26 protein-coding genes are annotated in these 25,759 nt (G+C 41.2%); 9 read left to right on the plus strand and 17 right to left on the minus strand.

The genetic code is table 11. From position 1 onward, the window contains the following. Positions 1-43 precede the first annotated feature (43 nt). Positions 44-700, minus strand: a complete 657-nt coding sequence (locus tag CSV64_RS04785) for a GNAT family protein (RefSeq protein WP_099633651.1) — start codon at positions 698-700, stop codon at positions 44-46. Further along, on the minus strand, positions 697-1,809 hold the full coding sequence (locus CSV64_RS04790) for a mandelate racemase/muconate lactonizing enzyme family protein (protein WP_099633652.1): 1,113 nt from the start codon (positions 1,807-1,809) through the stop codon (positions 697-699). The genes CSV64_RS04785 and CSV64_RS04790 overlap by 4 nt, the downstream gene beginning before the upstream one ends. An 88-nt stretch (positions 1,810-1,897) precedes the next feature. Between CSV64_RS04790 and CSV64_RS04795 the strand changes: the two genes are divergently transcribed. Continuing rightward, a complete protein-coding gene (locus CSV64_RS04795) occupies positions 1,898-3,148 on the plus strand; it encodes an HTH domain-containing protein (protein ID WP_099633653.1) in 1,251 nt (416 codons plus the stop codon). A 41-nt stretch (positions 3,149-3,189) separates the two neighbouring features. Here CSV64_RS04795 and nhaC read toward each other — a convergent pair whose 3' ends face one another. Further along, positions 3,190-4,635 (minus strand): Na+/H+ antiporter NhaC, encoded by a 1,446-nt coding sequence (nhaC, locus tag CSV64_RS04800; RefSeq protein ID WP_255397617.1) that lies wholly within the window; start codon positions 4,633-4,635, stop codon positions 3,190-3,192. A gap of 297 nt (positions 4,636-4,932) precedes the next feature. Between nhaC and CSV64_RS04805 the strand changes: the two genes are divergently transcribed. Next, complete coding sequence (locus CSV64_RS04805) at positions 4,933-5,784, plus strand: dimethylarginine dimethylaminohydrolase family protein (RefSeq protein ID WP_369823494.1); 852 nt, start codon at positions 4,933-4,935, stop codon at positions 5,782-5,784. A 59-nt stretch (positions 5,785-5,843) separates the two neighbouring features. Here CSV64_RS04805 and CSV64_RS04810 read toward each other — a convergent pair whose 3' ends face one another. Genes CSV64_RS04810 through CSV64_RS04825 form a run of 4 tightly spaced genes read right to left on the minus strand, consistent with a single transcriptional unit; the run spans position 5,844 to position 8,545 of the window. Next, a complete protein-coding gene (locus tag CSV64_RS04810; protein WP_099633655.1) occupies positions 5,844-6,551 on the minus strand; it encodes a hypothetical protein in 708 nt (235 codons plus the stop codon). After that, entirely contained in the window at positions 6,551-7,303 is a 753-nt protein-coding gene (locus tag CSV64_RS04815) for a hypothetical protein (RefSeq protein WP_099633656.1), read from the minus strand. The genes CSV64_RS04810 and CSV64_RS04815 overlap by 1 nt, the downstream gene beginning before the upstream one ends. Further along, complete coding sequence (locus CSV64_RS04820) at positions 7,275-8,183, minus strand: ATP-binding cassette domain-containing protein (protein WP_199168409.1); 909 nt, start codon at positions 8,181-8,183, stop codon at positions 7,275-7,277. Before CSV64_RS04820 ends, CSV64_RS04815 begins: the two co-directional genes overlap by 29 nt. Next, on the minus strand, positions 8,183-8,545 hold the full coding sequence (locus tag CSV64_RS04825) for a GntR family transcriptional regulator (RefSeq protein WP_199168425.1): 363 nt from the start codon (positions 8,543-8,545) through the stop codon (positions 8,183-8,185). Before CSV64_RS04825 ends, CSV64_RS04820 begins: the two co-directional genes overlap by 1 nt. 174 nt (positions 8,546-8,719) lie before the next feature. On the opposite strand from CSV64_RS04825, the gene CSV64_RS04830 reads away from it, so the two are divergent. Next, the gene (locus CSV64_RS04830) at positions 8,720-9,052 is read left to right on the plus strand and encodes a DUF5658 family protein (protein ID WP_099633659.1); all 333 of its coding nucleotides are present in this window, start codon (positions 8,720-8,722) and stop codon (positions 9,050-9,052) included. A gap of 45 nt (positions 9,053-9,097) precedes the next feature. On the opposite strand, the gene CSV64_RS04835 is transcribed toward CSV64_RS04830, so the two are convergent. The 6 genes from CSV64_RS04835 to CSV64_RS04860 all read right to left on the minus strand — a co-directional run bounded on the left by CSV64_RS04835 (position 9,098) and on the right by CSV64_RS04860 (position 15,530). Next, positions 9,098-10,312, minus strand: coding sequence for a DegT/DnrJ/EryC1/StrS family aminotransferase (locus tag CSV64_RS04835; RefSeq protein ID WP_099633660.1), 1,215 nt, complete (start codon positions 10,310-10,312; stop codon positions 9,098-9,100). 29 nt (positions 10,313-10,341) lie between these two features. Further along, positions 10,342-11,610 carry a histidinol dehydrogenase gene (gene hisD, locus CSV64_RS04840; RefSeq protein ID WP_099633661.1) on the minus strand — a complete coding sequence of 423 codons (1,269 nt, stop codon included), beginning with the start codon at positions 11,608-11,610 and terminating at the stop codon, positions 10,342-10,344. A 36-nt stretch (positions 11,611-11,646) separates the two neighbouring features. After that, complete coding sequence (locus CSV64_RS04845; RefSeq protein ID WP_099633662.1) at positions 11,647-13,128, minus strand: APC family permease; 1,482 nt, start codon at positions 13,126-13,128, stop codon at positions 11,647-11,649. Positions 13,129-13,245: 117 nt separating this feature from the next. Further along, positions 13,246-14,460 carry a threonine synthase gene (locus CSV64_RS04850; protein ID WP_099633663.1) on the minus strand — a complete coding sequence of 405 codons (1,215 nt, stop codon included), beginning with the start codon at positions 14,458-14,460 and terminating at the stop codon, positions 13,246-13,248. Positions 14,461-14,492: 32 nt separating this feature from the next. After that, entirely contained in the window at positions 14,493-14,867 is a 375-nt protein-coding gene (locus tag CSV64_RS04855) for a Rid family detoxifying hydrolase (RefSeq protein WP_099633664.1), read from the minus strand. 12 nt (positions 14,868-14,879) lie between these two features. Continuing rightward, positions 14,880-15,530 (minus strand): helix-turn-helix transcriptional regulator, encoded by a 651-nt coding sequence (locus tag CSV64_RS04860; protein ID WP_099633665.1) that lies wholly within the window; start codon positions 15,528-15,530, stop codon positions 14,880-14,882. Between the two features lie 298 nt (positions 15,531-15,828). Here CSV64_RS04860 and CSV64_RS04865 point away from each other — a divergent pair, with 298 nt between their 5' ends. Next, complete coding sequence (locus CSV64_RS04865) at positions 15,829-16,500, plus strand: MOSC domain-containing protein (RefSeq protein ID WP_099633666.1); 672 nt, start codon at positions 15,829-15,831, stop codon at positions 16,498-16,500. A 51-nt stretch (positions 16,501-16,551) separates the two neighbouring features. Here the strand turns inward: CSV64_RS04865 and CSV64_RS04870 are convergent, their stop codons facing one another. Beyond that, positions 16,552-17,598 (minus strand): NAD(P)/FAD-dependent oxidoreductase, encoded by a 1,047-nt coding sequence (locus CSV64_RS04870; RefSeq protein ID WP_099633667.1) that lies wholly within the window; start codon positions 17,596-17,598, stop codon positions 16,552-16,554. Positions 17,599-17,720: 122 nt separating this feature from the next. On the opposite strand from CSV64_RS04870, the gene CSV64_RS04875 reads away from it, so the two are divergent. From CSV64_RS04875 to CSV64_RS04890, 4 genes are all read left to right on the plus strand, one after another. After that, positions 17,721-18,515 (plus strand): ABC transporter ATP-binding protein, encoded by a 795-nt coding sequence (locus tag CSV64_RS04875; protein ID WP_099633668.1) that lies wholly within the window; start codon positions 17,721-17,723, stop codon positions 18,513-18,515. Positions 18,516-18,518: 3 nt separating this feature from the next. Further along, positions 18,519-19,451 carry an iron-hydroxamate ABC transporter substrate-binding protein gene (locus CSV64_RS04880; protein WP_099633669.1) on the plus strand — a complete coding sequence of 311 codons (933 nt, stop codon included), beginning with the start codon at positions 18,519-18,521 and terminating at the stop codon, positions 19,449-19,451. Positions 19,452-19,522: 71 nt separating this feature from the next. Then, positions 19,523-20,530 (plus strand): FecCD family ABC transporter permease, encoded by a 1,008-nt coding sequence (locus CSV64_RS04885; protein ID WP_099633670.1) that lies wholly within the window; start codon positions 19,523-19,525, stop codon positions 20,528-20,530. Continuing rightward, positions 20,527-21,534 (plus strand): FecCD family ABC transporter permease, encoded by a 1,008-nt coding sequence (locus CSV64_RS04890; protein ID WP_099633671.1) that lies wholly within the window; start codon positions 20,527-20,529, stop codon positions 21,532-21,534. The genes CSV64_RS04885 and CSV64_RS04890 overlap by 4 nt, the downstream gene beginning before the upstream one ends. A 51-nt stretch (positions 21,535-21,585) precedes the next feature. On the opposite strand, the gene CSV64_RS04895 is transcribed toward CSV64_RS04890, so the two are convergent. Then, the gene (locus tag CSV64_RS04895; protein WP_099633672.1) at positions 21,586-22,236 is read right to left on the minus strand and encodes a 3-oxoacid CoA-transferase subunit B; all 651 of its coding nucleotides are present in this window, start codon (positions 22,234-22,236) and stop codon (positions 21,586-21,588) included. A 15-nt stretch (positions 22,237-22,251) separates the two neighbouring features. Beyond that, positions 22,252-22,947 carry a CoA transferase subunit A gene (locus tag CSV64_RS04900; protein WP_099633673.1) on the minus strand — a complete coding sequence of 232 codons (696 nt, stop codon included), beginning with the start codon at positions 22,945-22,947 and terminating at the stop codon, positions 22,252-22,254. Between the two features lie 115 nt (positions 22,948-23,062). Here CSV64_RS04900 and CSV64_RS04905 point away from each other — a divergent pair, with 115 nt between their 5' ends. Next, a complete protein-coding gene (locus tag CSV64_RS04905; protein WP_099633764.1) occupies positions 23,063-23,929 on the plus strand; it encodes a LysR family transcriptional regulator in 867 nt (288 codons plus the stop codon). Positions 23,930-24,049: 120 nt separating this feature from the next. Here CSV64_RS04905 and CSV64_RS04910 read toward each other — a convergent pair whose 3' ends face one another. After that, entirely contained in the window at positions 24,050-25,606 is a 1,557-nt protein-coding gene (locus CSV64_RS04910) for an ABC-F family ATP-binding cassette domain-containing protein (RefSeq protein WP_099633674.1), read from the minus strand. Positions 25,607-25,759 lie beyond the last annotated feature (153 nt).

The following is a 25,759-nucleotide window of genomic DNA, read 5'->3' on the forward strand; positions in this document are numbered from 1 at the left end:
AAAGACTACGCTTTAAGGCGTAGTCTTAGCTGTTATAAATGTATTATTTTACGTATAGTACATACCAACGATCGTCCTTTTTCTCGATATATTCCCCAATCCAACCTTCATTCAGCAAATTTTGCTGCTGTTCAGTATTCTCCATTAGAACAAATTGCTGTTCTGACGTCGTTCCACGGGAAGGCTCTTGCAGATCCTTGAATAAAATATAGCGCAGTTTATTGCCGTATTTCATTTTGAGTTCTTTAATACGTAAACCCAGTGCAAACTTATCTTTCAAACTTGGAATATTAAAGGGCGCAACGGTTGTACAAATATAACGATAGCGATCTCTCTCAACATGTTCCATTAGCCACTTCCCGAGTATCGTTTGCAGTCCATGTCCTCTATAGTCCGGATCCACACCCGAAATCTCCGAATACAGCACGCTAGATAATTCGTTTAGTGATACTCCAGCGTCAATTCCTAAATGTTCTTCATCTTCACCAGGATCCAACATAGCACGGAACGCGATAAGATGATTATCGACAAAAGCCCCTGCCATCATGCCATTGCCGCGTAGAATATACACAAATTCTTCTTCCGTTAACGGTTGAAGAAAATCAGGTTGCTCAAGAACTGCAATGATCCGTTGTTGTAAAGCTAGAACTTCCGGCAGCTGATCTTCCGTTAAAAGTGAAAGTGATGCTTGTAACGTCATAATGTCACCTTTTCTTTACGCACCGTCAATTCTTCTAGCGCTTGCTCATCTACGTCAATACCAAGTCCAGGCTTTTCATTGAGTTCAATAAACGGTACATCATAGTGCAGATTGCCGACGTCTTTACTGAATTTCAACGGACCGGTCAATTCTACACTTGTCATTGCTTTTTGTGAGAATGCTACATGGAAGCCCGCTGCAGATCCAATAGACGACTCCACCATGGATCCAACCTGACATTCGATACCTGCCATCTCCGCCATATGTGCAAGCTTCATTGCAGGATACATACCACCGCATTTCATAAGCTTGATGTTCACTTTATCCGCTGCACGCTTTGCGATAATTTCACGCATCTCGCGTACTCCACGCAATCCTTCATCTGCCATTAGAGGCGTCGCGATTTTCGATTTGATTTCTACCATTGCATCGATATCGTCCGCTTTAACTGGTTGCTCGAGCCAATCTAGTTCACAACTCTCCAATTGTTTCATTGCCTGCAATGTTGTCGCACTGTTGATCCAACCTTGGTTAACATCTACTCGGATTGCGATATCTTTGCCAACACGCTCGCGTACCGCCTGAATTCGCTTGACGTCTACGGCTACGTTAGTACCGACTTTCATCTTTAACGAACGATAGCCAGCTGCCACACGATCAGCAGCCTCTTGTGCCATATGTTCAGGTGAAGCGATACTTAGCACATGTGTAATCGGAAATTTCTCATGATAACGTCCACCAAGCAAATTATAGGCAGGGATACCATATGCCTTCCCTACTGCGTCAAAGCAAGCCATGTCTAGCGCAGCTTTCGCTGTAGGCACACCGTAAATTGCTTGATCCATCACTTCATGAATTTTCCCAAAGCGACTTGGGTTTTCTCCAAGTAAAGCAGGAGCAAGTGTATGACGAAGTACAGCAAATGTACCTTCCCAACTTTCCCCTGTGACATGGTCGTCTGCTACCGCTTCACCATAACCCACATAACCTGTGTCCGTTGTTAGTTTTACAATAATAGAAGGCATATCATCATAGGATGCATAGCTGATTACAAATGGTTCATAAAGTGGTAATCTAATCGCAAAAATTTCAATTTCAGTTATTTTCATTATTTTTCTTCCTTTCCTATTGGCAGCTTTTCATTCGTATTGTATGATTGTCGTTAAATAGTCGCTAATGAAAAGAGGAGATCCCATTATGAAGGTTACCATTGCATTGGTCGGCTCACAAGAATTTTGTCGGCAAGCAGAGAGTATAGTGTTGCCCCACAATATGTGCATTGATTATTATCAATATGACAGCCCGTCCGAAGCCCCTCGTCTACTAGAGGTACTGAAACCCTGTCACGCCATATTATTCTCTGGGTCCTTACCTTACGAAGCGTCCGAGAAAATTCTTCAAACGATCTCGATTCCGGCATTTTATATTCAGCAAAATGAACATACAATAGCGATCACTTTATTATACCTTGCTTCAGAAAAGAATATGGCAATTCATGATATTTCTATAGATATTAAAGAAAGAACACATATCGAACAAATCCTGCAAGATCTTGATCCTCTCTCTTCCATGCAGAAGCCTGCTATACATGAACTGCAATCCAACAGTGATTTACAAGCCGTTGTAAACTTTCATTTAGAACATTTCAGAAACGGGATGTCTAAAATGGCATTGACCAGTGTGCATGCCGTATACGATCAATTACAAGCGGCGGGCATTCCAGCATTCCGGATGCTGGATCCTGCAAGCAATATTTTACGCGCGATGGAACACGCCGTTCAACAAGCAGATTTTGCAAGGAGTGAAGCGACTAAAATTGCTGTAGGCGTACTGCAAGTTCATCAACCTGAGGAACTTCCACAGGAAACTATAGAAACACTAGCGAACTACTTACAGGCTCAATGGAAAGAAAAAGAGGACAACTTCTTTTTCTACACTACTCTAGGCACCATCGAATTTGTTTTAGCCTTAAAGGCCTTCGTCCAGTTCTGTGAATCGCTTCACCCAGTATCCACTTTATCTTTTGGATTAGGACAAACAATGATAGAAGCTAGTGACAATGCGATGAGTGCACTGCAACTCGGCAAGCAAGAAATCCACAAAGGAATCTTTATGCTAGATGAACATAAGAAGCTACACGGTCCTTTGCCAGCTACAAAACCGTCAGTTGCGATGAGGTTGGACGACCCTGATTTGCTTAAGATCAGCGAAAGGACGACATTGAGCCCGGCGGTCATTTCCAAACTTAAGCAGTTTGATCAATTCAGGCAATCTACGCCGTTCACCGCTAATGATTTAGCAGGATATTTAGCCGTTTCCAGAAGAACTGCTGAACGTACAATTAAAAAGCTTATGGATCAACAATATATCGATACGGTTGGCGAAGAAATGACCTACAGCCAAGGCAGACCACGCGCATTATACAAATTGAAGATTGCTATCAACTAAAAAGGCAAGGCCGTTACATATCACGGCCTTGCCTATTAAAGTTATTCGAGTTGTGCCTCAAGTTCCAACTTCGCTTCCTGCTCATTCATTTCCACAATTTCTTCAGACGTCATTTTGACAATAGAAAATCCGGTTAGAGCATAGATAATTGAGATGAGTGGAACAGCGAAATTCAGAATAGCGTATGGGCCGTATTCTACTACACTGACACCGAGCGTACCGAATATAAACACACCACATGTATTCCATGGAATAAATACAGATGTAAGTGTTCCACCATCTTCTAGTGCACGCGAAAGATTCTTCGAGCTCAATCCCATATCTTTATAAGTTTTACTGAACATTCTGGAAGGTACAACAATGGAAACGTATTGTTCAGAACAAGTTGCATTGGTCATGACACACGCACCAATCGTTGAAATAATTAATGTAGACGTGGACTTCACAACTTTCAGCAATTGCTTCATAATTGCCCGTAACATACCTGAATACTCAAGAATACCACCAAAGGTCATGGCCACAATAGTCATAGAGACGGTATACATCATACTATCTAGGCCGCCACCATTAAAAAGTTTATCAACTAGCTGGTTACCTGTTTCAATCGCAAAACCACTCTGCAGAGCACCTAGCGCATCCGCAAACGTCCCAGACTGAAGCGTTACATGAGATAAGAAACCTAGGACGATTCCGATAATCAGTGCCGGCACCGCGGGAATCTTCATTGCTACCATCACGATGACAGCCAAAGGAACAAGCAATAACCAGGGTGATATAACGAAGCTATCTTGCATGACCTGAGATGTGTTTGCAATTGATGTTAATTCTGCTTCACCTGAACCAAATCTTCTTCCGAGGAATGTAAACACACTAAGAGCAATTAGTAATCCAGGAATCGTCGTATACAGCATATGCTTAATATGATCGAATAAATCTGTTCCAGTAAGTCCTGCAGCTAAATTGGTTGTATCTGATAACGGTGACATCTTATCTCCAAAGTATGCGCCAGAAATGACAGCACCTGCTACCATACCAGCAGGGATTCCCATACTGAGTCCAATACCCATACCGGCTACACCAATCGTAGCCATTGTCGACCATGAGCTACCTATTGCCAATGAAACAATTGCACAAATTAGTGTAATGGCTACCAGGAACCAAGAAGGTGTAATGATCTTCAATCCGTAGAAAATCATTGTCGCAACTATTCCCCCACCCATCCACGAGCCAATCACCAAGCCGACAAGCATAATAATAATGACTGCTGGAAGAGCTAAACGAATTCCTTTGTACATCATTTCCTCAATTTCTTTCCAAGAGAATCCATGGCGCCAGGCTACGAGTGAAGCAATGGCAGTTCCTACGATTAGTGGCATATGCGGTCCCTCTTTAAGCTTTACTACAGTTATAATCATAACTAGAATCATTAATACTAACGGCAGGATCGACCACCAGAACCCTATTTCTCTTTTTTGCCTCTGATCCACTACGCAACCCCCATTCAAATTCAGCCTATTAAAACACGTCGTTATATAGTCGTTTAATCTATTTTAAACGTTTTCTAAATTGTTTGTCAATGAAAATATGAAAGCGTTTACTATTTCTGTTTTTCAATTTGGATGTCAGCCATTAAGAGAAAATCTTCCTGTGCGTATTTAAATTTTACTATCACAATGGATTAACAACATTCTAAAACAGTGGAATCAAAGGATCAAAGAAGTTTATAAAAATGGGTAACGGGAATAATACAAAGTACTTTCATGAAATGGGAGGCGTACTATCCATTGATAGCTAACAGCCAAAATGCAAATACGATAAAATGTGTAACAGAATATGATACTCTGCGCCGAGTCATCCTATGCCAGCCGGAATTCATGGCAATTGACGAGGTCATTAACGAAGTGCAAAAAAAGTATGAAGATGAAAACATTGATATACAACGTGCGATGAGTCAGCACGCAGAATTCGAAAAATTATTGAAGGAAAACGGAGTGGAAGTGATCACCCTTCCTACTTCTGAAAAATATCCTGAACAAGTCTTTACACGAGATATCGGCTTTACGATTGGCAATGAAGTATTTATCGCTGACTTGGCTGCAAATATACGAAAAGGTGAAGAAATCACGCTAAAAGAATGGCTGAGTGCGCAAGACATTCCTTATCAGTCCGCCACGGATCGAATGGAAGGCGGCGACATTATTGTCGACCGTGATACTATCTACATCGGCATCAGTAGTCGTACGTCCGAGGAAGCGGTCAACAAGCTGGAAGTAAAGCTTCCCGACCATCAGCTAAAGCGAATTCCATTTGACGGACGATACTTGCATCTAGACTGCGTGTTCAATATCCTTTCTTCCGAAAAAGCGCTAGTTTTTCCAGCAGCGTTTGATCAGGAAACACTCCACTTACTTGCTGACTCGTATCAATTGATTGAAGTAGCGGAAGATGAACAGTTTTCGCTAGGTACGAATGTACTTTCAATCGGTAACAATAAAGTATTCAGTTTGCCACAAAACAAACAAGTAAATAAAAACTTACGCGCAAATGGATTTGAGGTCATAGAAGTCGACTTCTCTGAAATCATTAAATCAGGCGGTTCTTTCAGATGTTGTTCGATGCCTGTTGAACGCGGTTAAAGTGAAAGACCGAAGCCAATCCCACACGTTTTGTTGTGGTGATTGCGCTTCGGTCTTTTTTATTCGAGTATATCTATATAGTAATTTTGCTCATGATCCAGATCGGGTATATCGAGCTCAATTGTATCAGGAATTAACAAGTGAATCGTCATGACTCCTGATACACTCCCAGAGGAATTCCCGTGCGTCTTTTCACCGGTAAACTGATTCAATATGTTTGAATCATGGTAAAACGTATACTCTAGACGGTTTTCTGGTTGCTTTGGAACAGACATGGAATTGCTATTCCAAACAGGCAGATTAATTTTGAGTTGATCGGATAAATCGTAATACATACTGTCTTCACCATTAAACATCGTCATCAATTCAGGGGAATAGACCGTTTCTTCTATTGTTCCACTAATTTCAGGTGTGCGCTTTATCAGAATATATGCACCTGGGAAAGAAGAGATCGTGAATTTCCCTTCTACCTCATGTGACCGCTTTGCCAATACTAGGTTTTTAGGAATTGGTAACTCTTCTACAATTGCATTATATAGATCAAATCCGACTTCATTTGCCCCTACTTCAGGGGGATTTACGCCCTCTATTCGTTGTTCCATCGCTTCCGCTACGACAAGTCCAATTAACAGTAACACAAGGTACCCTGTGATCAGCTTCCAATGAAATGATTTTTTTATGCGTACACGCCCCATATTCTTTGTCACCATAATAATTGTCAGCAACCCAAGAAGCAGAACGACTGGAACCAGAATAGTAATAAACATCAAGGGTTCCTCACCTCCAAGCGATTTGTGACGAAGAAGCTGATAGCAAACAGAACAGCAATTGTTGCTACTATCTTCAACGTGAATAGTAGAATCGATGTTTCTCCATAGTAGAAATACAATAATCCACTATTCTCATTGTCTGCTACAGCGAATGTGCTCTGCGTAAATGCATACCAAATCACTCCAAACAGCGCGATGAACAGTTTGCTCCATTGGATAAGTGAACCCAGTGTATAACCAATTAGCATGAGCAACAGCGTATAAGCCATCATCACAAAAATACGTGACAAGAAATCAAGTGGTGAAGATAATAAACCAGCTGTTTCAATAATCATATTATCTCTAAACATCGCGATAATCTTCATCACTGAACCAAGTAAAACAGTCGTCACCCCACCGAGCAATGCAGCCGTACAAAAGAAGTAGAAATTAGCCAATTGAAACGTCAAACGATTCGTTACAAACGAAAAGGATTCATTCCGTTGCGCGGCAGATGTCAACAAGAAGCCGACAATGAATGCCCAGAATAGTGTCAGCCCTAGCTGTGCGTCGTTCGATATGGAAGTGAAATTGAAGGAAATAGGCTCCCCCCAATCATTCATGGAGGTAGTTGTAACTGCCCCGCTTATAAATACAGTTGCGATAATTTGCAGTACAATCAACATGGTGAAAATCGCCCCATTGGCGTTCAATTTAAGAAAAAACTGTCGTTTTGCAAGTTCATTCACGCTCCATTGCGTCGAATACATCATCTACTCCTCCTCTCGTCTGACCTGTCATTGCAAGATATGCCTCACTTGCTGAAACCGCTGACACGCGTATTCCTGCTTGCTTTAATTCAGTTAGCTCTAAGTTTGTATGGTCATTGTCGACAATCCATTCTGTTAATGGACCAGCAGAAGACTTATGAATGACGGCATATCGATTAGCATATTGTTTCAATACATTTTCTTTACCTTGTAACGAAATAAATTTCTCTTGAAGTTCAGTTATTGAACCATGAAATGCACTATCTTTTCCATCGATCAATAAGATATCCTCCAGTAAGTCCTCCATTTCCTCCATATGGTGACTTGATAAAAGAATGGTTCGTGGATGCGCTAGATAATCTTTCAGCAGCGCTCGGTAGAAGTCCCTACGCGCTCCAGCATCCATTCCCGTAATCGGCTCATCAAACATGGTTAGTGGGCAACGTGTGGCAATGCCGACAACAGCATTGAATGTACTGCGTTTGCCTTTTGATAGAACACGATGGTTCAGCGACAGCGGTAATTTGAAATACTTGAGCAGACGCATAGCTAGGTCCTGATCCCAATTTTCATAGAAGCGATCACATTCCGTCAATAAATCGCCCAGTGTGAGTGCATCCGGAAAGCCCATCATATCGTCTATGAAAATCATGTTGGCAGAAACCTTAAGACTGTTGAAGGGACGCTCACCCAACACACGAAGCTCTCCATCCGACTCTTTTATGAATCCCGCAACCATCTTCATAAGTGTTGTTTTCCCCACACCATTACGTCCTACCAATCCCGTAATGACATTCTCACGGATTTCTAAATTTAACTGATTCAGTACTGTAATGGAACGATAGCTTTTCGTCACGTTTTTCAAAGTAATTGCTGGCATTATGACCTCTCCTTTCGCTCTGCTCGAATTAATTCAATGAGCTGTTCCTCTTGAAGGCCAAGCAATGCAGCTTCATTAAGCAGCTCCTGCACCAGACGACTTAACCTACCGCCTTTACGTTTCGTCAGCAGTTTCTCACGTGCATCAGCAGATACAAACGTGCCAAGGCCCCGTTTCTTGTAAATAAGTTCCGCATCCAGCAAAATCGTCAGCCCCTTCCCCGCAGTTGCAGGATTGATATTGAAAAGATCTGCCAGTTGATACTGTGAGTACACTTTATCGTCTGCTTGTAACGTACCTTCAATAATTTCCGTCTCTAACCACTCTGCAATTTGTATATAAATCGGCTTTTCTCCATCCATCTCAAGCAAGAACTTCACCACCTTAATGTAACCCAGTGCATTACTGTTGTAATGCACTATACATGTTTTTATATTATACTGCAAGTGCAGAAAAAATATGTCGTAAAGCGATGAATAAAATGATCACTTACTACACATCCTAGGTATTTACACTGTATGTAAGGAGCGGATGAAATGAATACAGTAAAGGACTTTCCCATTCAGCAAAATAGATTAATCAATGCGGGCTTTCTATTAGTTTGCTTATGTTTATTAGATGCCGTTTTCACAGATTATGGTTTACGGTTTGGTCTTATAGAAGAAGCCAATCTGCTCGTGTCGTTTTTATATGAACAAAGTATTCCTTTGTTTTATGTAGTGAAACTAGGATTACCTTTGATACTTTTATATATCGTGACGATCAGTAAATTAGGATTCTGGGTACGGATTACTATGACTACTGCATTATTTCTTTATATAGCAGTACTTTTCGTTCATATCTTTTGGTTAGTTATATCATCAATATAAGTTTACATACAAAAAAGACTATCGGATCCGATAGTCTTTTTTGGATCATTGCACAACTTCCCGAGCAACTTGTTTTATAATTTCCGCAATCACCTGGCAATCCTCCACTGTAAATGTGAGTGGCAATCGGAAGTCGCAAAGGAAATCCAGAATTTTCGCAGTGGTTAGTAGATCTCCACCTTCAGATAAGTACTGCCAGCTTTCATGTCGACTTGTAAATCCTTTTGGCTCAAAATTACCGAACCACTTAATTTCGACTCCACGCTCCGCACACGTATCAATGAATTGCTCCATCTGTTCCTTTGTCGCATCGAGTAATGTAAATTGGAACGAAGATGCAATATATTGCTCTTTTTCTACACGAATCGGGATATATATATGTAGCGCCCCACGTAATATCTCTTCTATTGCATGATATCGTTCATTCCATCGCTTTCCTTGCTTATCAAGTTGAGGTAGTTGTGAACGTATTAAAACCGCCACTAAATTGGACATACGCAGACTGAAATTCGGTATTACCTTTTTATAACGTTCAAATACTTCCATTGATGGTCTGGCCTTATGTTTTTCATACAACATATATGATCCTGAATATAGAATAGCCTTTGCGGCAACGTCCTCATCGTCCGTAACGAGCAAACCACCTTCGCCCGAATTGAGGTGCTTATATGTCTGAGTGGAGAAACATCCAGCCGCACCGAAACTTCCGGTGTGTTTGCTGTTCCACTTTGCACCCATCGTGTGAGCACAATCCTCAATTAACGTTATATTATAACGCTCGCAAATCTCCACAACACAATCCATATCGACAATATGACCTCTCATATGTGATAACAGTAAATAGGATGCTCCTGACGCTTCTGCTTTTTGTTCCAGATCATCTAAATCTATCAAATAGTCTTCAGTGATTTCTACAAATACCGGCTGCGCTTCTGCATTTTTAATAGCCCCAGGTACGGGAGCTAATGTAAATGCATTACACAGCACTTTATCTCCAGGTTGCACACCGACACTCTTTAGTGCTACATAGATGGAGCTACCGCACGAGTTGAATGTAGCACAGTAAGAAGTACCGATATAATCCGCAAATTCTTGTTCTAATATGCTCGTTTCAGCAACTTCATCTCCCTCTGTATTATAGCGATGAAGCTTTCCTGTCAGCATAAGTTCTGTCGCCCGCTTAATCCCCTCAGGGGGGATTGGCTCCTGACGGGTAAATGTTTTTTTGAACATCAGTACTTCTTTTGATTGTTCACTCATCGCGTACCCTCCCAATTTCATTCAACCTATCAAAACTTTTTTAAACGTACTTCTGCTGTTACAGCGTGTCCGACCATTCCTTCATAACGACATTGTCCTGCTATAATGGGAGCAATTTTTTTGCTCGCTTCCGGTGTACACTTTTGATACGTGACGGTCTTGAGGAACTTCCCTACCCATAGACCACCAGTGTAACGCGCTGCCTGTTCAGTAGGAAGGATATGATTCGTTCCAATTCCTTTATCTCCATAAGTAACCGTTGTCTCTTCACCCAGGAACAAAGAGCCGTAGTTTTTTAAGTTCTTCAAATAGAAATCCAAATCTGCAGTCTGTATTTGTACATGCTCGATTGCATATTCATCTGCTACCTTAACTGCCTCTTCCTTATCTGCTACTAAAATAATTTCACCATTTTGTTCCCAAGAAGCCAATGCTACTTCTGCTGTATCCAGAACAGCAATTTGTTTCCGCATTTCCTCTTGTACGTCTTCAGCTAATTTACGGGAAGTCGTGATTAAAATTGTTACCGCACGATAGTCATGCTCGCACTGTCCCCATACATCGGCAGCAACTAGAACTGGATCTGCTGTTTCGTCTGCAATAATCAAGTTTTCACTCGGTCCTGCAATCTGATCGATCCCAACTCTTCCGAATACTTGACGCTTAGCTTCCGCTACAAATGCATTACCCGGTCCTACAATGAAATCTACTGGCTTGACATCTTCAATTCCGTACGCCATTGTTCCAATTGCTTGAATACCACCAAGCGAATAGATTTCATCTGCTCCCGCTAAATGCATTGCATACAAGACACCTGGATGAATACCTTCTCCATTTTTCATAGTAGGTGAACAAGCTATTACACGTTCTACTCCAGCTACTTTCGGAGGAATCACACTCATTTGAACAGAAGAGACAATTGGATAGCGTCCCCCCGGAACATAAGCCCCTACATTGGAAATTGGAATTAGTTTTTGCCCAAGAATCACACCTGGTTGCATCTCCTTTTCAAACTCAGATAGAGTTGCCAGCTGAGCTTCCGCAAATGCACGTACTTGCGTTTGGCAATATTGAGTGTCATATTTTACGGTTTCAGGTACCATTTTTATGGCTTTTTCGATTTCTTCCTGTGTAACGCGGAAACTTTGTGGATCCCAATTATCAAATTTACGGGACAATTCACGTACCGCAACTTCACCTCGAGTACGGATTTCTTTTAGGCTGCCTTTTACGATTTCGGCAATACCACCAGTATCCTCTTCCAGCTTGTTTAAACTCTTTTTAATATACTCTGCCATCTCGCCACACTCCTAATCTTCTTTAAAATGTATATTTTATACTTGTGTACTCGTTTGTCCTTGCACTTCTTCTGCATTTCTATGTCGAAAATTATCATTAGTTAATGTTTTTGATAGTTCTTCCCCTAATATAAATACATCCAACTCTTCTTTTGGAATTGCATTATACTGCTTACCGTTTAACATATAGAACACGGCACCAATCAAGATCCATACGATCATCGCAATCAAAGAAGGCATGGCTAAAAGTGCTGGAGAGCCCGGGATAAATAATAATCCCAAGAATATTAAACTAATTACTGCACCAGATAGCGAAATGATCTTTCGGAATGCACTTACTTTCCAGTCAAAAAACCTATACGCTGATGCACAGGTATATAAATAGGCAATAGCGACGCCTGTGGCTGTCATGTCGACTATCCATAATAATGCCGGTCTACCGAACCAAGGAGTTATAAAGCAAACAACGACCGCTGTAATAATCCCGACATATGGTGTACGATACTTTGGATGAATCTTTGTAAAGGCCTGAGGTAAAATACGTGCACGCCCCATAGCCAGAAGCATTCGGCTGGAAGAAACTAAGAAACCATTTATTCCTGTAAAGATCCCCATGCATAAAGCAACTGTCAAAATTGTCATTCCTAGGTTACCAAATAAGCTTTTTACTACGTTCCCCGTTCCCCATGCAGGTGTTCCTGCTACAAGTCCTTGCCAAGGAGTTGCCATCGCTGTTGCATAAACCATGACAGAATAGACAATACCTCCAGCACCTAAAGCCAGTATCATCAATTTAAAAGCGCGCTTTGACGAAAAGTTGAACTCCTCTGAGGATTGCGCAATATTGTTAAATCCTGAATATAGAAACGGTGCAGTAGCAACAATTACTAAAATAGAAGATAAACCACCAATCTCCATATTAAATGCCGGACGCAAGTTAGCAAATGCAGTATCTGGATGAAATGTCATTCCTGCACCAATTGTAATAGCTAAGATAAATAGAACCGCACTGAATATAAATTGCATTCTTCCCGTCAAGCTGATTCCTCTGATATTAGCAATACCAAAGATAACAAGAGCAGCTGTAGCTATAACAATTTGGCTGATATATACATCCCATCCTGCAATCGTATACATATATCCGATCTCAACAACTTGCGGATACAAAAACTTAAATAATACTATGATTGCCGAAGCATTCAGTGCAACTGAAGTAACATACGATAATGTTACAAACCATCCGCATATATATGCATGAATCCTGCCAAATCCAAGATATGTAAAGACAAATTCTCCTCCTGAAACAGGGAACTTCTCTACCATGTATCCATAACTTACAGCTATCACCATTACCAATAATGCGCCAATTAGTATACCCAAAATAACGCCTATAGGACCTGCTTGCCCCATCCAATCTGTCGGCAGCACGAACGCACCCCAACCTATCGCAGAACCAAATGCAATGGCAACGACCCAATGTGGTTTTAATGCTTTAGATAACTCAGTTCTTTTTTCCATCTATCTCACTCCCGTGCTTTAGACTTTTGTACATTTTGGCAGCGCTTTCATTTTGTGTTTTTACTAAGTGGTACACAATAACTTATCCAAGCCTATCGTGTACCGAATAGTTTCATTTCATCTAATGATTTTCTCGTCTTTTTGCAAAATTGGAGCATCTACTTCAATTGTGTCTGGGTATTTAATCCCTGCACCCGTGTTAAGAACTACTACCTCGTCGTTCTCTTTGATCCAACCGTCCTTACGAAGTTTTCTAGCTGCTGCGAATGCCGCTGCCCCTTCTGGACAAACGAAAGCACCTTCACTAGATGCGACTAATTTCAATTCTGCCAACAGCGTTTCATCATCGATTGCGATAGCACAGCCATTTGTTTCTTTAATGCCATCAAGGATCAGGAAGTCACCTAACGCTTTTGCAACGTTGATTCCAAATGCTACAGTGGAAGCATTCTCCCAAGGTTCTGCATGTGTCTTACCTTCTTCCCACGCTTTAACAATCGGTGCACAACCTGTTGACTGCACCGCTACAAGGCGAGGCATTTTATCTTCTGAAATCCAGCCAAGTTCCTGTAGTTCTCGAAGTGCTTTATAAATACCAATTAAACCCACGCCTCCACCCGTTGGATACAGAATAACGTCTGGAACCTTCCAACCAAACTGCTCTGCAATTTCTAGTCCCATCGTTTTCTTTCCTTCAATACGGTAAGGCTCTTTCAATGTGGAAGCGTCAAATAGATCATAGTCTTTTACTGCCTGTCCTACGATTTTCCCCGCATCACCAATCAGGCCGTTTACAAGGTACAAATCAGCTCCTGCTGCTACACATTCCTTACGTGTAATTTCTGGTGCGTCTATTGGCATAACTATGGTTGCAGTAATATCTGCTTGTGCACTATACAGTGACCAAGCTGCACCTGCGTTTCCGTTTGTTGGCATAGCTAATTCTTTGATGCCTAATTCTTTTGCTTTGGAAACACCTACTGCGGCTCCTCTAGACTTGAATGAACCAGAAGGAATCATTCCTTCATCTTTCATATAGAGATTTGCAATCCCCATATCTTTTCCTGCTTTCTTCAAATGTAGCATAGGTGTCATACCTTCTCCGAGCGTCACGACATTCTCTTCATTTTTGACTGGAAGCAACTCATGATAGCGCCATAGATCTGGTTTGCGACCTGCAAGTTTTTCTTTCTTGAAGCTTTCCTTCAGTTCATCCATCTTGTAAGCGACCAATAAAGGCCCTCCACATTCGCATAGTTGAACGATTACATCTACATCATAAGTATTTTCACATTTCGGACAGTGTAAGTGTGATACGTAGCTATAAGTCATATTATTTCCTCCTAGTAATTGTTTTTATATGCTCAACGAATTGCAATAGATTCAATTTCAATCAGAGCACCTTTAGGCAATTCTTTTACACCGACCATGGCTCTTGCAGGTTTACTATCTCCAAAGAACTTTGCGTATACTTCATTGACTTGAGCTGCTTCTGTTAGTGATGTCATGAAAATTGTGTTTTTCACGACGCTTGCTAATGACAAATCAGCTGCCTTCAAGATAGCTTCAATGTTTTTTAAGGACTGTTCTGCTTGCTCTACTACTGTTAAACTCATTTCATTTGTTTCAGGATTAATTGGTAATTGACCCGATACATAAATGATGTTTTCCTTCTCAACTGCTTGAGAATAAGCTCCTACTGCGGCTGGGACGTGATCACTGTGAATTTTCTTGAACAATTAAACCAACTCCTATTTAGAATTAAAACTGGCATCAGTACGTACCTTTTGCAAATAGTTGTATATAGTAAATTTGGAAACACCTAATACACTTGCTGCATATTCAGTAGCACCTTTTATTAAAAACGCTCCTTTTGCTTCAAGCTCACGAATCACTTCGACTTTTTCATCTGTTTCCAATAAAGCAGGAGGTTTATAATACTTGTCTAGTGCTTGTTGCGTCATTGAATGAATGACTTCATGTACATCTTTATGGAAACTCTCTTTCTGTTGCTTATCTTCTTCAAACGTTATGAAGTCTTTAAGTACACCTTCCATTTGCATCATATTGCTAATATCAAAGTTGATGCAAAGTGCGCCCAACACCTCGCCCTTTTGATTCTTCAAGAAAACTGTAGACGATTTCATCACTGAACCTTTTTGCGATACCGTCTTATAGTTTGCATAGTCGGTCACTACATTTTTCTGTAGCTGTTCCAGAACTAAGTCCGTTATTGGCGAACCTATACTTCTTCCTGTCACTGTCCCCGACAGATGAATTAAAGAACTTTCCAGGCTGCTAAAGTCATGCACGGCGACTTCACAATTCACGCCGAACATCTCCACCAAAATATTTGCTGTACGAATAGCATGGTCAAATATTAAAGCGCTTTCATTATCCATAAAAACTCCTCATTTCATTAGTTGTTTAAATTCACTTTCAATTCAAATAACTTAAGATTTATATTATCAGTAATTATTTCAATTGCAACATTATTTTAATACATACAATATTTTTGTAATTAAAATATTTGTATAAGCATTGTTTCTACTGCTCTTTATGTAAAAAGTCTAACTAAAATACAGTTCTTTTGTACTAACCGTCAAATTCATTTATTTCCTTTGACCTAAAAGTATTTACTCATTGCCTCAGTCGACAAAGACTGAATGTCGTATACTAAATATATAATTACATGGAAGGATGGGGTTCTTATTGAATATTGAGCCGTCACTGCAAATGCTTTCTATTGGGATGCCACGCACATTACAATCTGCTAATGGCGGAGAATTTTCAAGCGCTATTTGTAAACAGTCTGCCGAAGAAACATTTCTTTCTGTAGATGGTTTTCAAGGGGACGGAATTGCGGACACAAAGCATCATGGAGGTCCTGATCGAGCGGTTTGTATCTATCCTGGAGAGCACTATGCCTTCTGGGAAAAAGAGTTCTCCTGTACGTTACCGACTTCCACGTTCGGAGAAAATCTGACAGTAAACGGAATGCTCGAGACAGATATATGCATTGGAGATATGTTTGCAGTAGGAGATGCAGTGATTCAAGTCGCGCAAGGTCGAGTACCTTGCAGCACTATTAGTAAGCGCACCGGCTTGCCTAGTCTGATGAAAGGAATGGTCAACACCGGATTCACAGGTTTTTTATGCCGTGTGGTTAAAGAAGGAGTTGTTCGTTCAGATTCTCCGATTACTTTGCTTCAACAGGATCCAAAGCAAGTTTCCATTCTATATGCAAATGAAGTGTATTTTCAGCGTCCTAAAGATTTGAAAGGTTTGAAACGAATATTGGAAGTCGAAGCACTAGCTGAAGAATGGCGGGATATGCTGACGAAACGGCTAGATAAGCTCGAGAATATCTAAAAATGGAACTAACCTACGATTATAAAAATCGTCGGTCAGTTCCTTTTTTATTCATATGAGTTGTTTCACTAATTCCCGATTTCGTTCCTTGAAGAGCTCATTATGGGAAGATACCATGCCATTTTCATTTGCTTCTGGATCAATATAGGTTTTGGCGCAGTTTACTGCATTCGCGGCATCCTGAAATGCCCCTGCAATTAAATGTAGTTTGCCTTTGTGGCTTAGTACATCCCCTGCTGCATACATCCCCTCTATGGAGGTAGCACTCGTGCAAGTACCTGCAATCTGCTTATGTTCCGTTAGTTCCACACCAAGTTGCTCATCGCCAATTAACGAAGTATCACGCTCGTAACCATGATTAATGATCACTTCATCCACAGCTAGTGTAGTAACCGTTCCTTCTTCATTGTGTCGTAGCTCCACCCTCTCAATTGAGCTATGATCTTCAGACGCAATGAATCGAGATATATTGGTATTAAAGTGACAATCCACACCACTCTCATAGAGTTGCCGTACTTGCGCTTCATGACCGTTCAAATTCTCTTTACGATATGTTAGGTATACTTTCTTAGCAATCGGTTGCAGTTCATTGGCCCAGTCAATCGCCGCGTTGCCACCACCTGAAATCAGGACGGTCTTCCCTTTAAAGCGCGCTAAAGATTTTACCGTATAGTTCAAATTCGACACTTCAAATCGTTCTGCACCTTCCACCTCAATCTTCTGTGGATTCAAAATACCTGTACCTGTCGCAATTATCACGGCTTTGCTGTAATGAACAGTACCCGATGAGCCGTGTAATACAAAATGCTTGTCATCTGTCTTTTCAATCTTCACAATTTTTTCATTGAGTACGACTTCTGGGTCAAAGGTTAATCCCTGAGCCACAAGCCGTTCAATTACCTGAGCTCCTGGTGCCGGGGTCATGCCGCCAATATCCCAAATCATTTTCTCCGGGTAGACATGGATCTTTCCACCAAGCTGCTGCTGATATTCAATGATCTTTGTCTTCATTTCACGCAATCCACTATAAAAAGCTGCATATAACCCCGCAGGTCCGCCGCCGATAATCGTTACGTCCAGTAGCTCATCTTGTCTCATTCCATCTTCTCCCTTTAAAATAATTATTGACATCGCTTGCATTTCAATTTATAGTTCTCATTGTAACGATATTGATAATCATTATCAATGATTACTTAGTAGGAAAGGTTTGATTTCACAAAATGGTTCGCTTGTATACAGAAAATCTACAAGTTTCATACGATGATCACCTTATTGTTAAAGGGTTATCGGTTCAAATACCTGACAAGAAAGTGACTGCCATTATCGGAGCAAACGGATGTGGCAAATCGACCTTTCTCAAAGCTGTCACACGCTTAATTCCTCATCAATCAGGAGAAGTCATATTGGATGGTGGAAATATCGTTAAACAAAGAACGAAACAGCTCGCGCAAAAGATGGCTATTCTTCCCCAGACGCAAGAAGCTGCCAGTGGTCTAACAGTTGGTGAATTGGTATCCTACGGTAGATTCCCTTACCAGAATGCATTGGGACGTTTAACACCGCATGATATGGATGTGATCAACTGGGCACTCGAAGTCACCAACACAACTGAATTCAAATATCGTCAAGTCGATGCATTATCAGGTGGTCAGCGCCAGCGCGTTTGGATTGCGATGGCACTTGCTCAGGAAACAGATATTATCTTCCTAGATGAGCCAACTACTTATTTGGATATGGCACACCAGTTGGAAGTACTAGAGCTGTTGCAAAAGCTCAACGAAGAGCAGCAACGCACTATCGTCATGGTGCTTCATGACCTAAATCAGGCAGCACGTTTTGCCGATTTCATCATTGCGATGAAAGATGGAGAAATTGTACGTGCGGGTATGTGCGAGGAAGTAATACAACCAGACATACTGCGCGAAGTATTTCGAATCGACGCGGAAATTGGAACGGATCCAAGAACGGGCAAACCGTTATGCATCACATATGATCTACTAAAAGGAGACGAATAACTGTTGAAGAAAATTCTATTACCTGCCCTTTTGCTTATCGTACTTGCGTTAGCAGCTTGCGGCAATAAACAGGAAGAACCTGTGAAAGAAGATACACCGGCAAAGGAACAAGGAGCAAGTGGCACGATTACTTATGAATCCGAAGAAGGTCCTGTGGAGGTTCCTGCAGATCCACAGCGCGTTGTGGTGTTATCAAGTTTTGCTGGGACTGTACATGAATTTGGTGTGAATTTAGTAGGAGCAGAATCTTGGTCAAAAGATAATCCAAGCTTTGATTCATTTCTGAAAGATGTAGAAGAAGTTTCAGACGAAAACATCGAAAAAGTTATTGAACTGGAGCCCGATTTAATTATTGGACTGAACACGATTAAGAACATTGATAAATTAAAAGAAATTGCACCTACTGTTACGTATACATACGGAAAAGTGGATTATTTAACACAGCAAATCGAAATCGGTAAATTATTGAATAAGGAAAAAGAAGCAACAGAATGGGTAGATGCATTTAAGGCACGTGCTAAGCAAGCAGGAGAAGATATTAAAGCCAAAATCGGAGAAGATACGACAGTTTCCGTCATCGAAGAGTTTGACAAACAAATTTACGTCTTTGGCGATAACTGGGGTAGAGGGACAGAAATTCTCTATCAGGAAATGAAATTAGCTATGCCTGAAAAGGTAAAGGAAATGACCGAGAAAGATGGATATTATGCTCTATCTGCAGAAGTCTTGCCTGAATTTGCCGGAGATTATGTCATCTTGAGTAAAAGTGATACTGGGGATAATTCATTCCTAGAAACAGAAACATACAAGAATATTCCTGCCGTCAAAAATGATCAAGTCTATCAGGTAAACACAGCAGAATTCTCTTTCAATGATGCCTATACACTTGATAACCAGCTTGATTTCTTTATCGAAAGCTTTTTAGGAACTAAGTAATCAAACAGGATGGGGCTCTTCTTCATTGAAGAACCCCTTTTTTTATGACAAGAAAGGAGCGGATGAATAGAATGGAAAAACCCGTTGGAAAAGTTATACCATTTAGTCTCAAATTATTTGCTAGCACAATTCTTTTAATCATCGGTTTCCTATTTGCTATGAAGCTTGGTGCCGCTCACACTTCATGGCAAGACGTCTTACTTTCATTCACATCAAACCCAAAAGAAAATGTTTTGATCCTAAAAGAAATACGCTTTCCGCGTGAAGTAGGTGCCGTGTTTGTGGGTGCCGCTTTGGCCGTTTCAGGTGCTATCATGCAGGGCATGACGAGAAACCCATTGGCTGATCCAGGGTTGCTTGGATTGACTGCCGGGGCGAATGCCGCATTAGCTATCGCGCTTGCATTCATTCCAACTATTAACTATTTCGGTATTATGACAGCTTGCTTCATCGGCTCAGCTGCTGGTGTGCTGATCGTCTTCGGTATTGCTTCCGCAAAGCGAGGCGGCTTTGCACCCATTCGACTGGTATTGGCAGGTGCAGCCGTCTCTACATTTTTGTTCGCCATTGCACAAGGTGTTGGTTTGTATTTTAAGATTTCAAAGGACGTGGCAATGTGGACCGCCGGCGGATTAATTGGCACCTCATGGGGACAGTTGCAGACCATTGCGCCAGTCATCATCATAGGTATTGTCGTTGCACTCGTACTTTCACGCCAGTTGACATTATTAAGTTTGAATGAAGAAGTTGCGATTGGACTTGGTCAAAATACATTGAAAATAAAAGTCATGTTGTTTATTATTATTATTTTATTAGCAGGAGCCGCTGTGGCATTAGCGGGTAACGTAGCATTTGTCGGATTAATGATTCCACATATTGTTCGTGCAATCGTGGGAACAGATTACCGATTTATCATCCCCATTTCCGCTATTTTAGGTGCAACTTTTATGTTGTTAGCAGATACGGTTGGACGAATGCTGCAAGCACCATTTGAAACGCCCGTTGCTGCATTGATTGCGATTATTGGCTTACCATTCTTTCTTTTGATCGTACGCAAAGGAGGTCGTGCTTTCTCATGATACATCCACGTATACGAAGAAAACAAAGAATTCTAGGAGTATGTTTAGTTGTTTTAATTCTCTTCCTGGCTATTCTCGCACTTGGTTTAGGATCTGCTTCTATCGAGTGGAGTCGGCTAGTCCCTACTTTCCTAGGCCAAGGCACTTTTAAAGAAGAGTTTGTACTGTTTTCTATTCGCCTTCCGAGAATCATTATTACGTTGCTCGCTGGCGCTGCGCTTGCCTTATCGGGTGCTATTTTACAAGGGATCACGCGTAACGATCTTGCAGATCCAGGTATCATCGGTATTAATTCCGGCGCTGGAGTCGCTATTGCGGTATTTTTCTTGTTTGTACCGATTGAGGCGGGTGCATTCGCTTACTTATTGCCGTTAGTAGGATTTTTGGGCGCCATCATCACCTCCATTTTAATTTATCTATTTGCTTATAGTAGAAAAAACGGACTACAGCCTATGCGCCTCGTACTGGTGGGTATTGGATTTTCGATGGCTCTTTCAGGCGTGATGGTCGTATTGACTTCTTCCGCCAAGCAAGAGAAAGTCGATTTTATTTCAAGATGGATCGCCGGGAATATTTGGGGAACTGATTGGCCTTATATTTGGGCACTCGCCCCTTGGTTGCTCATATTAATCCCTTTCGCGTTATTTAAAGCACATCGACTGGACATGCTCGGTTTGAATGAAACAGTGGCGACGGGTATCGGTGTGTCAATCGAACGGGAGCGAGTAATATTATTGCTGACCGCTGTGGCTCTAGCTGCTTCCGCGGTGTCAGTCACAGGTGGCATCGCGTTCATCGGGCTGATGGCACCTCATATCGCTAAGTCCCTAATCGGCCCACGCCATCGAATGAATTTACCTATTGCCATTCTGCTCGGCAGCTTTCTTCTATTACTAGCAGATACAATTGGGCGAAATATTTTGGAACCAAGTGGTATTCCAGCAGGTATTATCGTTTCATTAATAGGCGCACCGTACTTTTGCTATTTACTAATAAAAAAATAAACATGCCAGAACTACCCACTTTGGGTGTTCTGGCATGTTTCATATAAAGTATTATTTATTTTTGAAGTCCGGCGAAACCGTGAACGTTGCTTCTGTCTTGTCTTTTACTTCATCTACTGTAATACCAGCAGAAGTTTCAACAAGCACCATACCGTCCTCCGTAAAATCAAATACAGCCAAGTCCGTGATGAGTCGATCTACAACACCAAGTCCCGTTAACGGCAAAGAACAGGTTTGCTTAACTTTCGATTCCCCGTGTTTATTGACATGATCCATGATCACTACGACACGTTTTGCACCGACAACTAAGTCCATTGCGCCGCCCATTCCTTTGACGACTTTTCCTGGAATCATCCAGTTAGCTAAGTCTCCGTTCTCCGAAACTTCCATGCCGCCAAGGATCGCTAAGTCGATATGTCCACCGCGGATCATCGCAAACGATTCCGCGCTATCAAAAAAGGATGAACCGGGGACTGTGGTAATAGTTTCTTTTCCCGCATTAATCAGATCTGCATCCTCTTGCCCCTCTACTGGGTAAGGGCCAATACCAAGCAAACCGTTCTCCGACTGCAATAACACCGTCATCCCATCTGGAATTTCATTGGCTACAAGAGTCGGCATACCAATACCTAGGTTAACATTCATACCGTCTTGAATTTCTTCTACCGCGCGCTTTACGATTGTATTCCGTGTTTCTGTCATGTTCATCTCTCCTTTTTACGCTTTTCTCACTGTTAAGCGCTCAATACGTTTTTCATAATCCGTGCCAAGTAAAACTCGCTGTACATAAATACCCGGTGTATCAATCTCTTCAGGAGCAAGCTCACCGGCTTCGACGATTTCCTCTACTTCCGCAATTGTTATTTTGCCCGCCATCGCAGCAAGTGGATTAAAGTTCATTGCCGTCTTACGGTACACTAAATTTCCCAAGGTATCGGCCTTCCAAGCTTTCACAAGCGCAAAGTCCCCGACGATTCCTTCTTCAAGTAAATACGTCTGACCTTTAAACTCTTTTGTTTCTTTACCTTCTGCAATGGGTGTACCGACTCCAGTTGCTGTGTAGAATCCAGGAATTCCTGCACCACCCGATCTAATCCTCTCGGCAAGCGTTCCCTGCGGACTCAGTTCTACTTCTAACTCACCGTTTAGGAACTGCTTTTCAAAAGTCTTGTTTTCTCCAACATACGAAGCAATCATCTTTTTAATCTGTTTATTCACTAACAACTTCCCAAGGCCTGCATCATCTACTCCACAGTTATTGCTAGCTACTGTTAAATCCTTCACACCTCTATCTTTTAACGCCTCGATGGACTTTTCCGGAATACCGCATAATCCGAAGCCTCCTACAATTAACGTAGCACCGTCTTGAATATCTGAAACCGCTTCCATAAATGAATTCATTACTTTACTCATACCGTAACCTCCTCCAACTCTTTAGTAATAGTGTACAGATTTCTGACTTATATGTAAAATGAATATATTGAATAAAATTTATTCTTATTGCGAATAAATGAAAGGTTGGATTATCATCGAACTCAAAGACTTTCAAGCTTTTATACACGTAGCAGATCATTTAAGCTTTACAAAAGCCGCCGAACATTCGTATATATCACAGCCCTCTTTAAGTAAATCGGTGAAAAGACTTGAAGAAGAACTGAATGTCATACTTTTCAACCGCTCTACACGCAGCCTTCGATTGACGGATGCGGGTGACATTGTATATGAACAGGGACAGCAAATCCTTCAATTACTTGGAGAGCTTCCGGTCTTACTTGAAGATCTTGCGGAGGGTGTGTCAGGAGAAATTAAAATTGGTATGCCACCTTTGATTGGGACCTTGTTCTTTCCACAGATTGCTAAAAGTCTTTCAAAGAATTACCCCCATATTAAAATCGAGTTGCACGAACTCGGTGCTAAAGTAGTAGAAGAGCTTGTAGATAAAGGTCAGATTGACGCTGGCATTATTGTGTTGCCAACCGATCAAGACGTATTCCAAGTTCAACCTTTCATTTCAGATAAATTCTATCTGTTCGTCCACTCTGATCACCCATTTGCAAAACGAGATGCTGTCGCATTATCCGAGTTAAAAGACGAACAACTCATCTTGTTCTCTAAAAGCTTTGCCTTACACCACTATATTATAGGTGCCTGTAAAGAAGTAGGGTTCAATCCAACTATATCGTATGAAAGCTCCCAATGGGATTTGATCATCGAACTGGTGGCAGCAAAACTGGGTATTACGCTTCTTCCTCAATCCATATCAACGAAATTTACAAATGAAAACATTAAAATGATATCCCTTCAGGAGCCACCTCTACTATGGAAGCTCGGCATCGTCACTAAGAAAAACAGTTACCATTCATTTGCTTTAAAAAAGTTTATGCAGATGTTTTAAGGTCAATTGAATTAATCTCTACAAAACAAGATGGTTTGCGCCAACGATCATAAGTATTGAATAAAAAAATCCAACCGGTATCGGTCGGATTTTTGTTTCACGTGGAACAGTAACATTTGTTTAGAACATTTTCGTAGTCCATGACTCACCATTCCATATAGTAGATACTACATCTTCATAAAAATCAGGTTCGTGTGATATGAGTAAGATACTTCCTTTATACTCTTTTAACGCACGTTTGAGTTCTTCTTTAGCATCGTAATCCAAGTGATTGGTCGGCTCATCCAAAACTAATAAATTCGTTTCACTATTTACTAGTTTACAAAGACGCACCTTCGCACGTTCTCCCCCACTCAGTACTTTCACTTTACTTTCAATATGCTTTGTCGTTAATCCAACGCGCGCTAAAGCCGAACGCACTTCATATTGAGCAAGATGTGGGAACTCACTCCATATTTCTTCTAGACAGGTGTTATCCGTATCGGCTTTCATTTCTTGTTCGAAGTATCCGATCGAGAGATGCTCGCCCTGCTCTACTTTACCTGATAGAGCTTTTATTTCCCCGAGAATACTTTTTAGCAATGTGGTTTTACCAATACCATTAGCGCCTGCCAAAGCGATTTTCTGTCCACGTTCCATAGAAAGATTCAAAGGTTTCGATAGCGGTTCATCGTAGCCTATCACTAGATCTGTCGTTTCAAATAAATATTTTCCAGGCGTTCTTGCCGTTTTGAAATCAAAATGTGGTTTAGGTTTTTCTGAATCCAACTCTATAATGTCCATCTTATCCAACTTCTTCTGTCGAGACGTTGCCATTCGACTCGTTGCCGCATTTGCTTTATTACGAGCTACGAAGTCCTTCAAATGGGAAATCTCTTTCTGTTGCTTTTTAAAAGCCGCCTCGACCTGTTGCTGCCTCATTTCACGCACACGCAAAAACTCGTCATAGTCGCCGGGATAACGATTGACCTGTTGATTTTCCATATGATAGATCAAGTTAATGACACTATTCAAGAATGGAATATCATGCGAAATCAAGATGAACGCCCCTGGATATTCTTGCAAATACGTACGCAACCATTCAATATGCTCGACGTCCAAATAGTTCGTCGGCTCATCAAGCAATAAAATATCGGGCTTTTCAAGCAATAATTTAGCCAGTAATACTTTTGTACGCTGGCCCCCACTCAAATCATTTACATCCGTGTCCAATCCAAATTCATCGAGTCCAAGACCGTTTGCGACTTCTTCTACTTTTGCGTCAATCATGTAAAAATCACTCTGCTCTAGAGACTCTTGAATCTTTCCGGTTTCTTCAAGCAAACCTTCCAGTTCATCTGGCCCCACTTCACCCATCTTCGTGAAAAGACTATTCATTTCCGTTTCCATATCGTATAAATATTGAAACGCGGTGCGTAATACATCACGGATGGACATGCCCTGCTTCAAAGCTGCATGTTGATCTAAGTATCCTATACGAACACGCTTTGACCACGTAACAGTCCCAGCATCTGGCTCTAGCTTATGCGTAATGATATTCATAAACGTAGATTTCCCTTCCCCGTTTGCACCTACTAATCCTATATGTTCACCTGCTAATAGACGAAATGATACATCTTCAAAAATCACACGGTCACCGAAACCGTGGCTAATATTTTTCACTGTTAATAAACTCATGTTGTACACCTATTCCTTTTCCATTGTATCGATCAAACTTATCTACGTTATTTTAACATTCTACACTTATAATTACTTAAGAAAAGAGAAAACAATATGTATTTTAGAGCAACTACACTTAGTTATAGTAACTACAGAATGTCTAGTTCATTT

The sequence above is a fragment of the Sporosarcina sp. P32b genome, assembly GCF_002743335.1.
Classification (GTDB): Bacteria; Bacillota; Bacilli; order Bacillales_A; family Planococcaceae; genus Sporosarcina.

Coding starts and splice junctions, on each gene's coding strand:
- CSV64_RS04785 (WP_099633651.1), bottom strand. CDS start 700: ATGACGTTACAAGCATCACTTTCACTTTTAACGGAAGATCAGCTGCCG.
- CSV64_RS04790 (WP_099633652.1), bottom strand. CDS start 1,809: ATGAAAATAACTGAAATTGAAATTTTTGCGATTAGATTACCACTTTAT.
- CSV64_RS04795 (WP_099633653.1), top strand. CDS start 1,898: ATGAAGGTTACCATTGCATTGGTCGGCTCACAAGAATTTTGTCGGCAA.
- CSV64_RS04810 (WP_099633655.1), bottom strand. CDS start 6,551: ATGTTTATTACTATTCTGGTTCCAGTCGTTCTGCTTCTTGGGTTGCTG.
- CSV64_RS04815 (WP_099633656.1), bottom strand. CDS start 7,303: ATGTATTCGACGCAATGGAGCGTGAATGAACTTGCAAAACGACAGTTT.
- CSV64_RS04820 (WP_199168409.1), bottom strand. CDS start 8,183: ATGCCAGCAATTACTTTGAAAAACGTGACGAAAAGCTATCGTTCCATT.
- CSV64_RS04825 (WP_199168425.1), bottom strand. CDS start 8,545: ATGGATGGAGAAAAGCCGATTTATATACAAATTGCAGAGTGGTTAGAG.
- CSV64_RS04830 (WP_099633659.1), top strand. CDS start 8,720: ATGAATACAGTAAAGGACTTTCCCATTCAGCAAAATAGATTAATCAAT.
- CSV64_RS04835 (WP_099633660.1), bottom strand. CDS start 10,312: ATGAGTGAACAATCAAAAGAAGTACTGATGTTCAAAAAAACATTTACC.
- hisD (WP_099633661.1), bottom strand. CDS start 11,610: ATGGCAGAGTATATTAAAAAGAGTTTAAACAAGCTGGAAGAGGATACT.
- CSV64_RS04845 (WP_099633662.1), bottom strand. CDS start 13,128: ATGGAAAAAAGAACTGAGTTATCTAAAGCATTAAAACCACATTGGGTC.
- CSV64_RS04850 (WP_099633663.1), bottom strand. CDS start 14,460: ATGACTTATAGCTACGTATCACACTTACACTGTCCGAAATGTGAAAAT.
- CSV64_RS04860 (WP_099633665.1), bottom strand. CDS start 15,530: ATGGATAATGAAAGCGCTTTAATATTTGACCATGCTATTCGTACAGCA.
- CSV64_RS04865 (WP_099633666.1), top strand. CDS start 15,829: ATGGGGTTCTTATTGAATATTGAGCCGTCACTGCAAATGCTTTCTATT.
- CSV64_RS04870 (WP_099633667.1), bottom strand. CDS start 17,598: ATGAGACAAGATGAGCTACTGGACGTAACGATTATCGGCGGCGGACCT.
- CSV64_RS04875 (WP_099633668.1), top strand. CDS start 17,721: ATGGTTCGCTTGTATACAGAAAATCTACAAGTTTCATACGATGATCAC.
- CSV64_RS04885 (WP_099633670.1), top strand. CDS start 19,523: ATGGAAAAACCCGTTGGAAAAGTTATACCATTTAGTCTCAAATTATTT.
- CSV64_RS04890 (WP_099633671.1), top strand. CDS start 20,527: ATGATACATCCACGTATACGAAGAAAACAAAGAATTCTAGGAGTATGT.
- CSV64_RS04895 (WP_099633672.1), bottom strand. CDS start 22,236: ATGACAGAAACACGGAATACAATCGTAAAGCGCGCGGTAGAAGAAATT.
- CSV64_RS04900 (WP_099633673.1), bottom strand. CDS start 22,947: ATGAGTAAAGTAATGAATTCATTTATGGAAGCGGTTTCAGATATTCAA.
- CSV64_RS04910 (WP_099633674.1), bottom strand. CDS start 25,606: ATGAGTTTATTAACAGTGAAAAATATTAGCCACGGTTTCGGTGACCGT.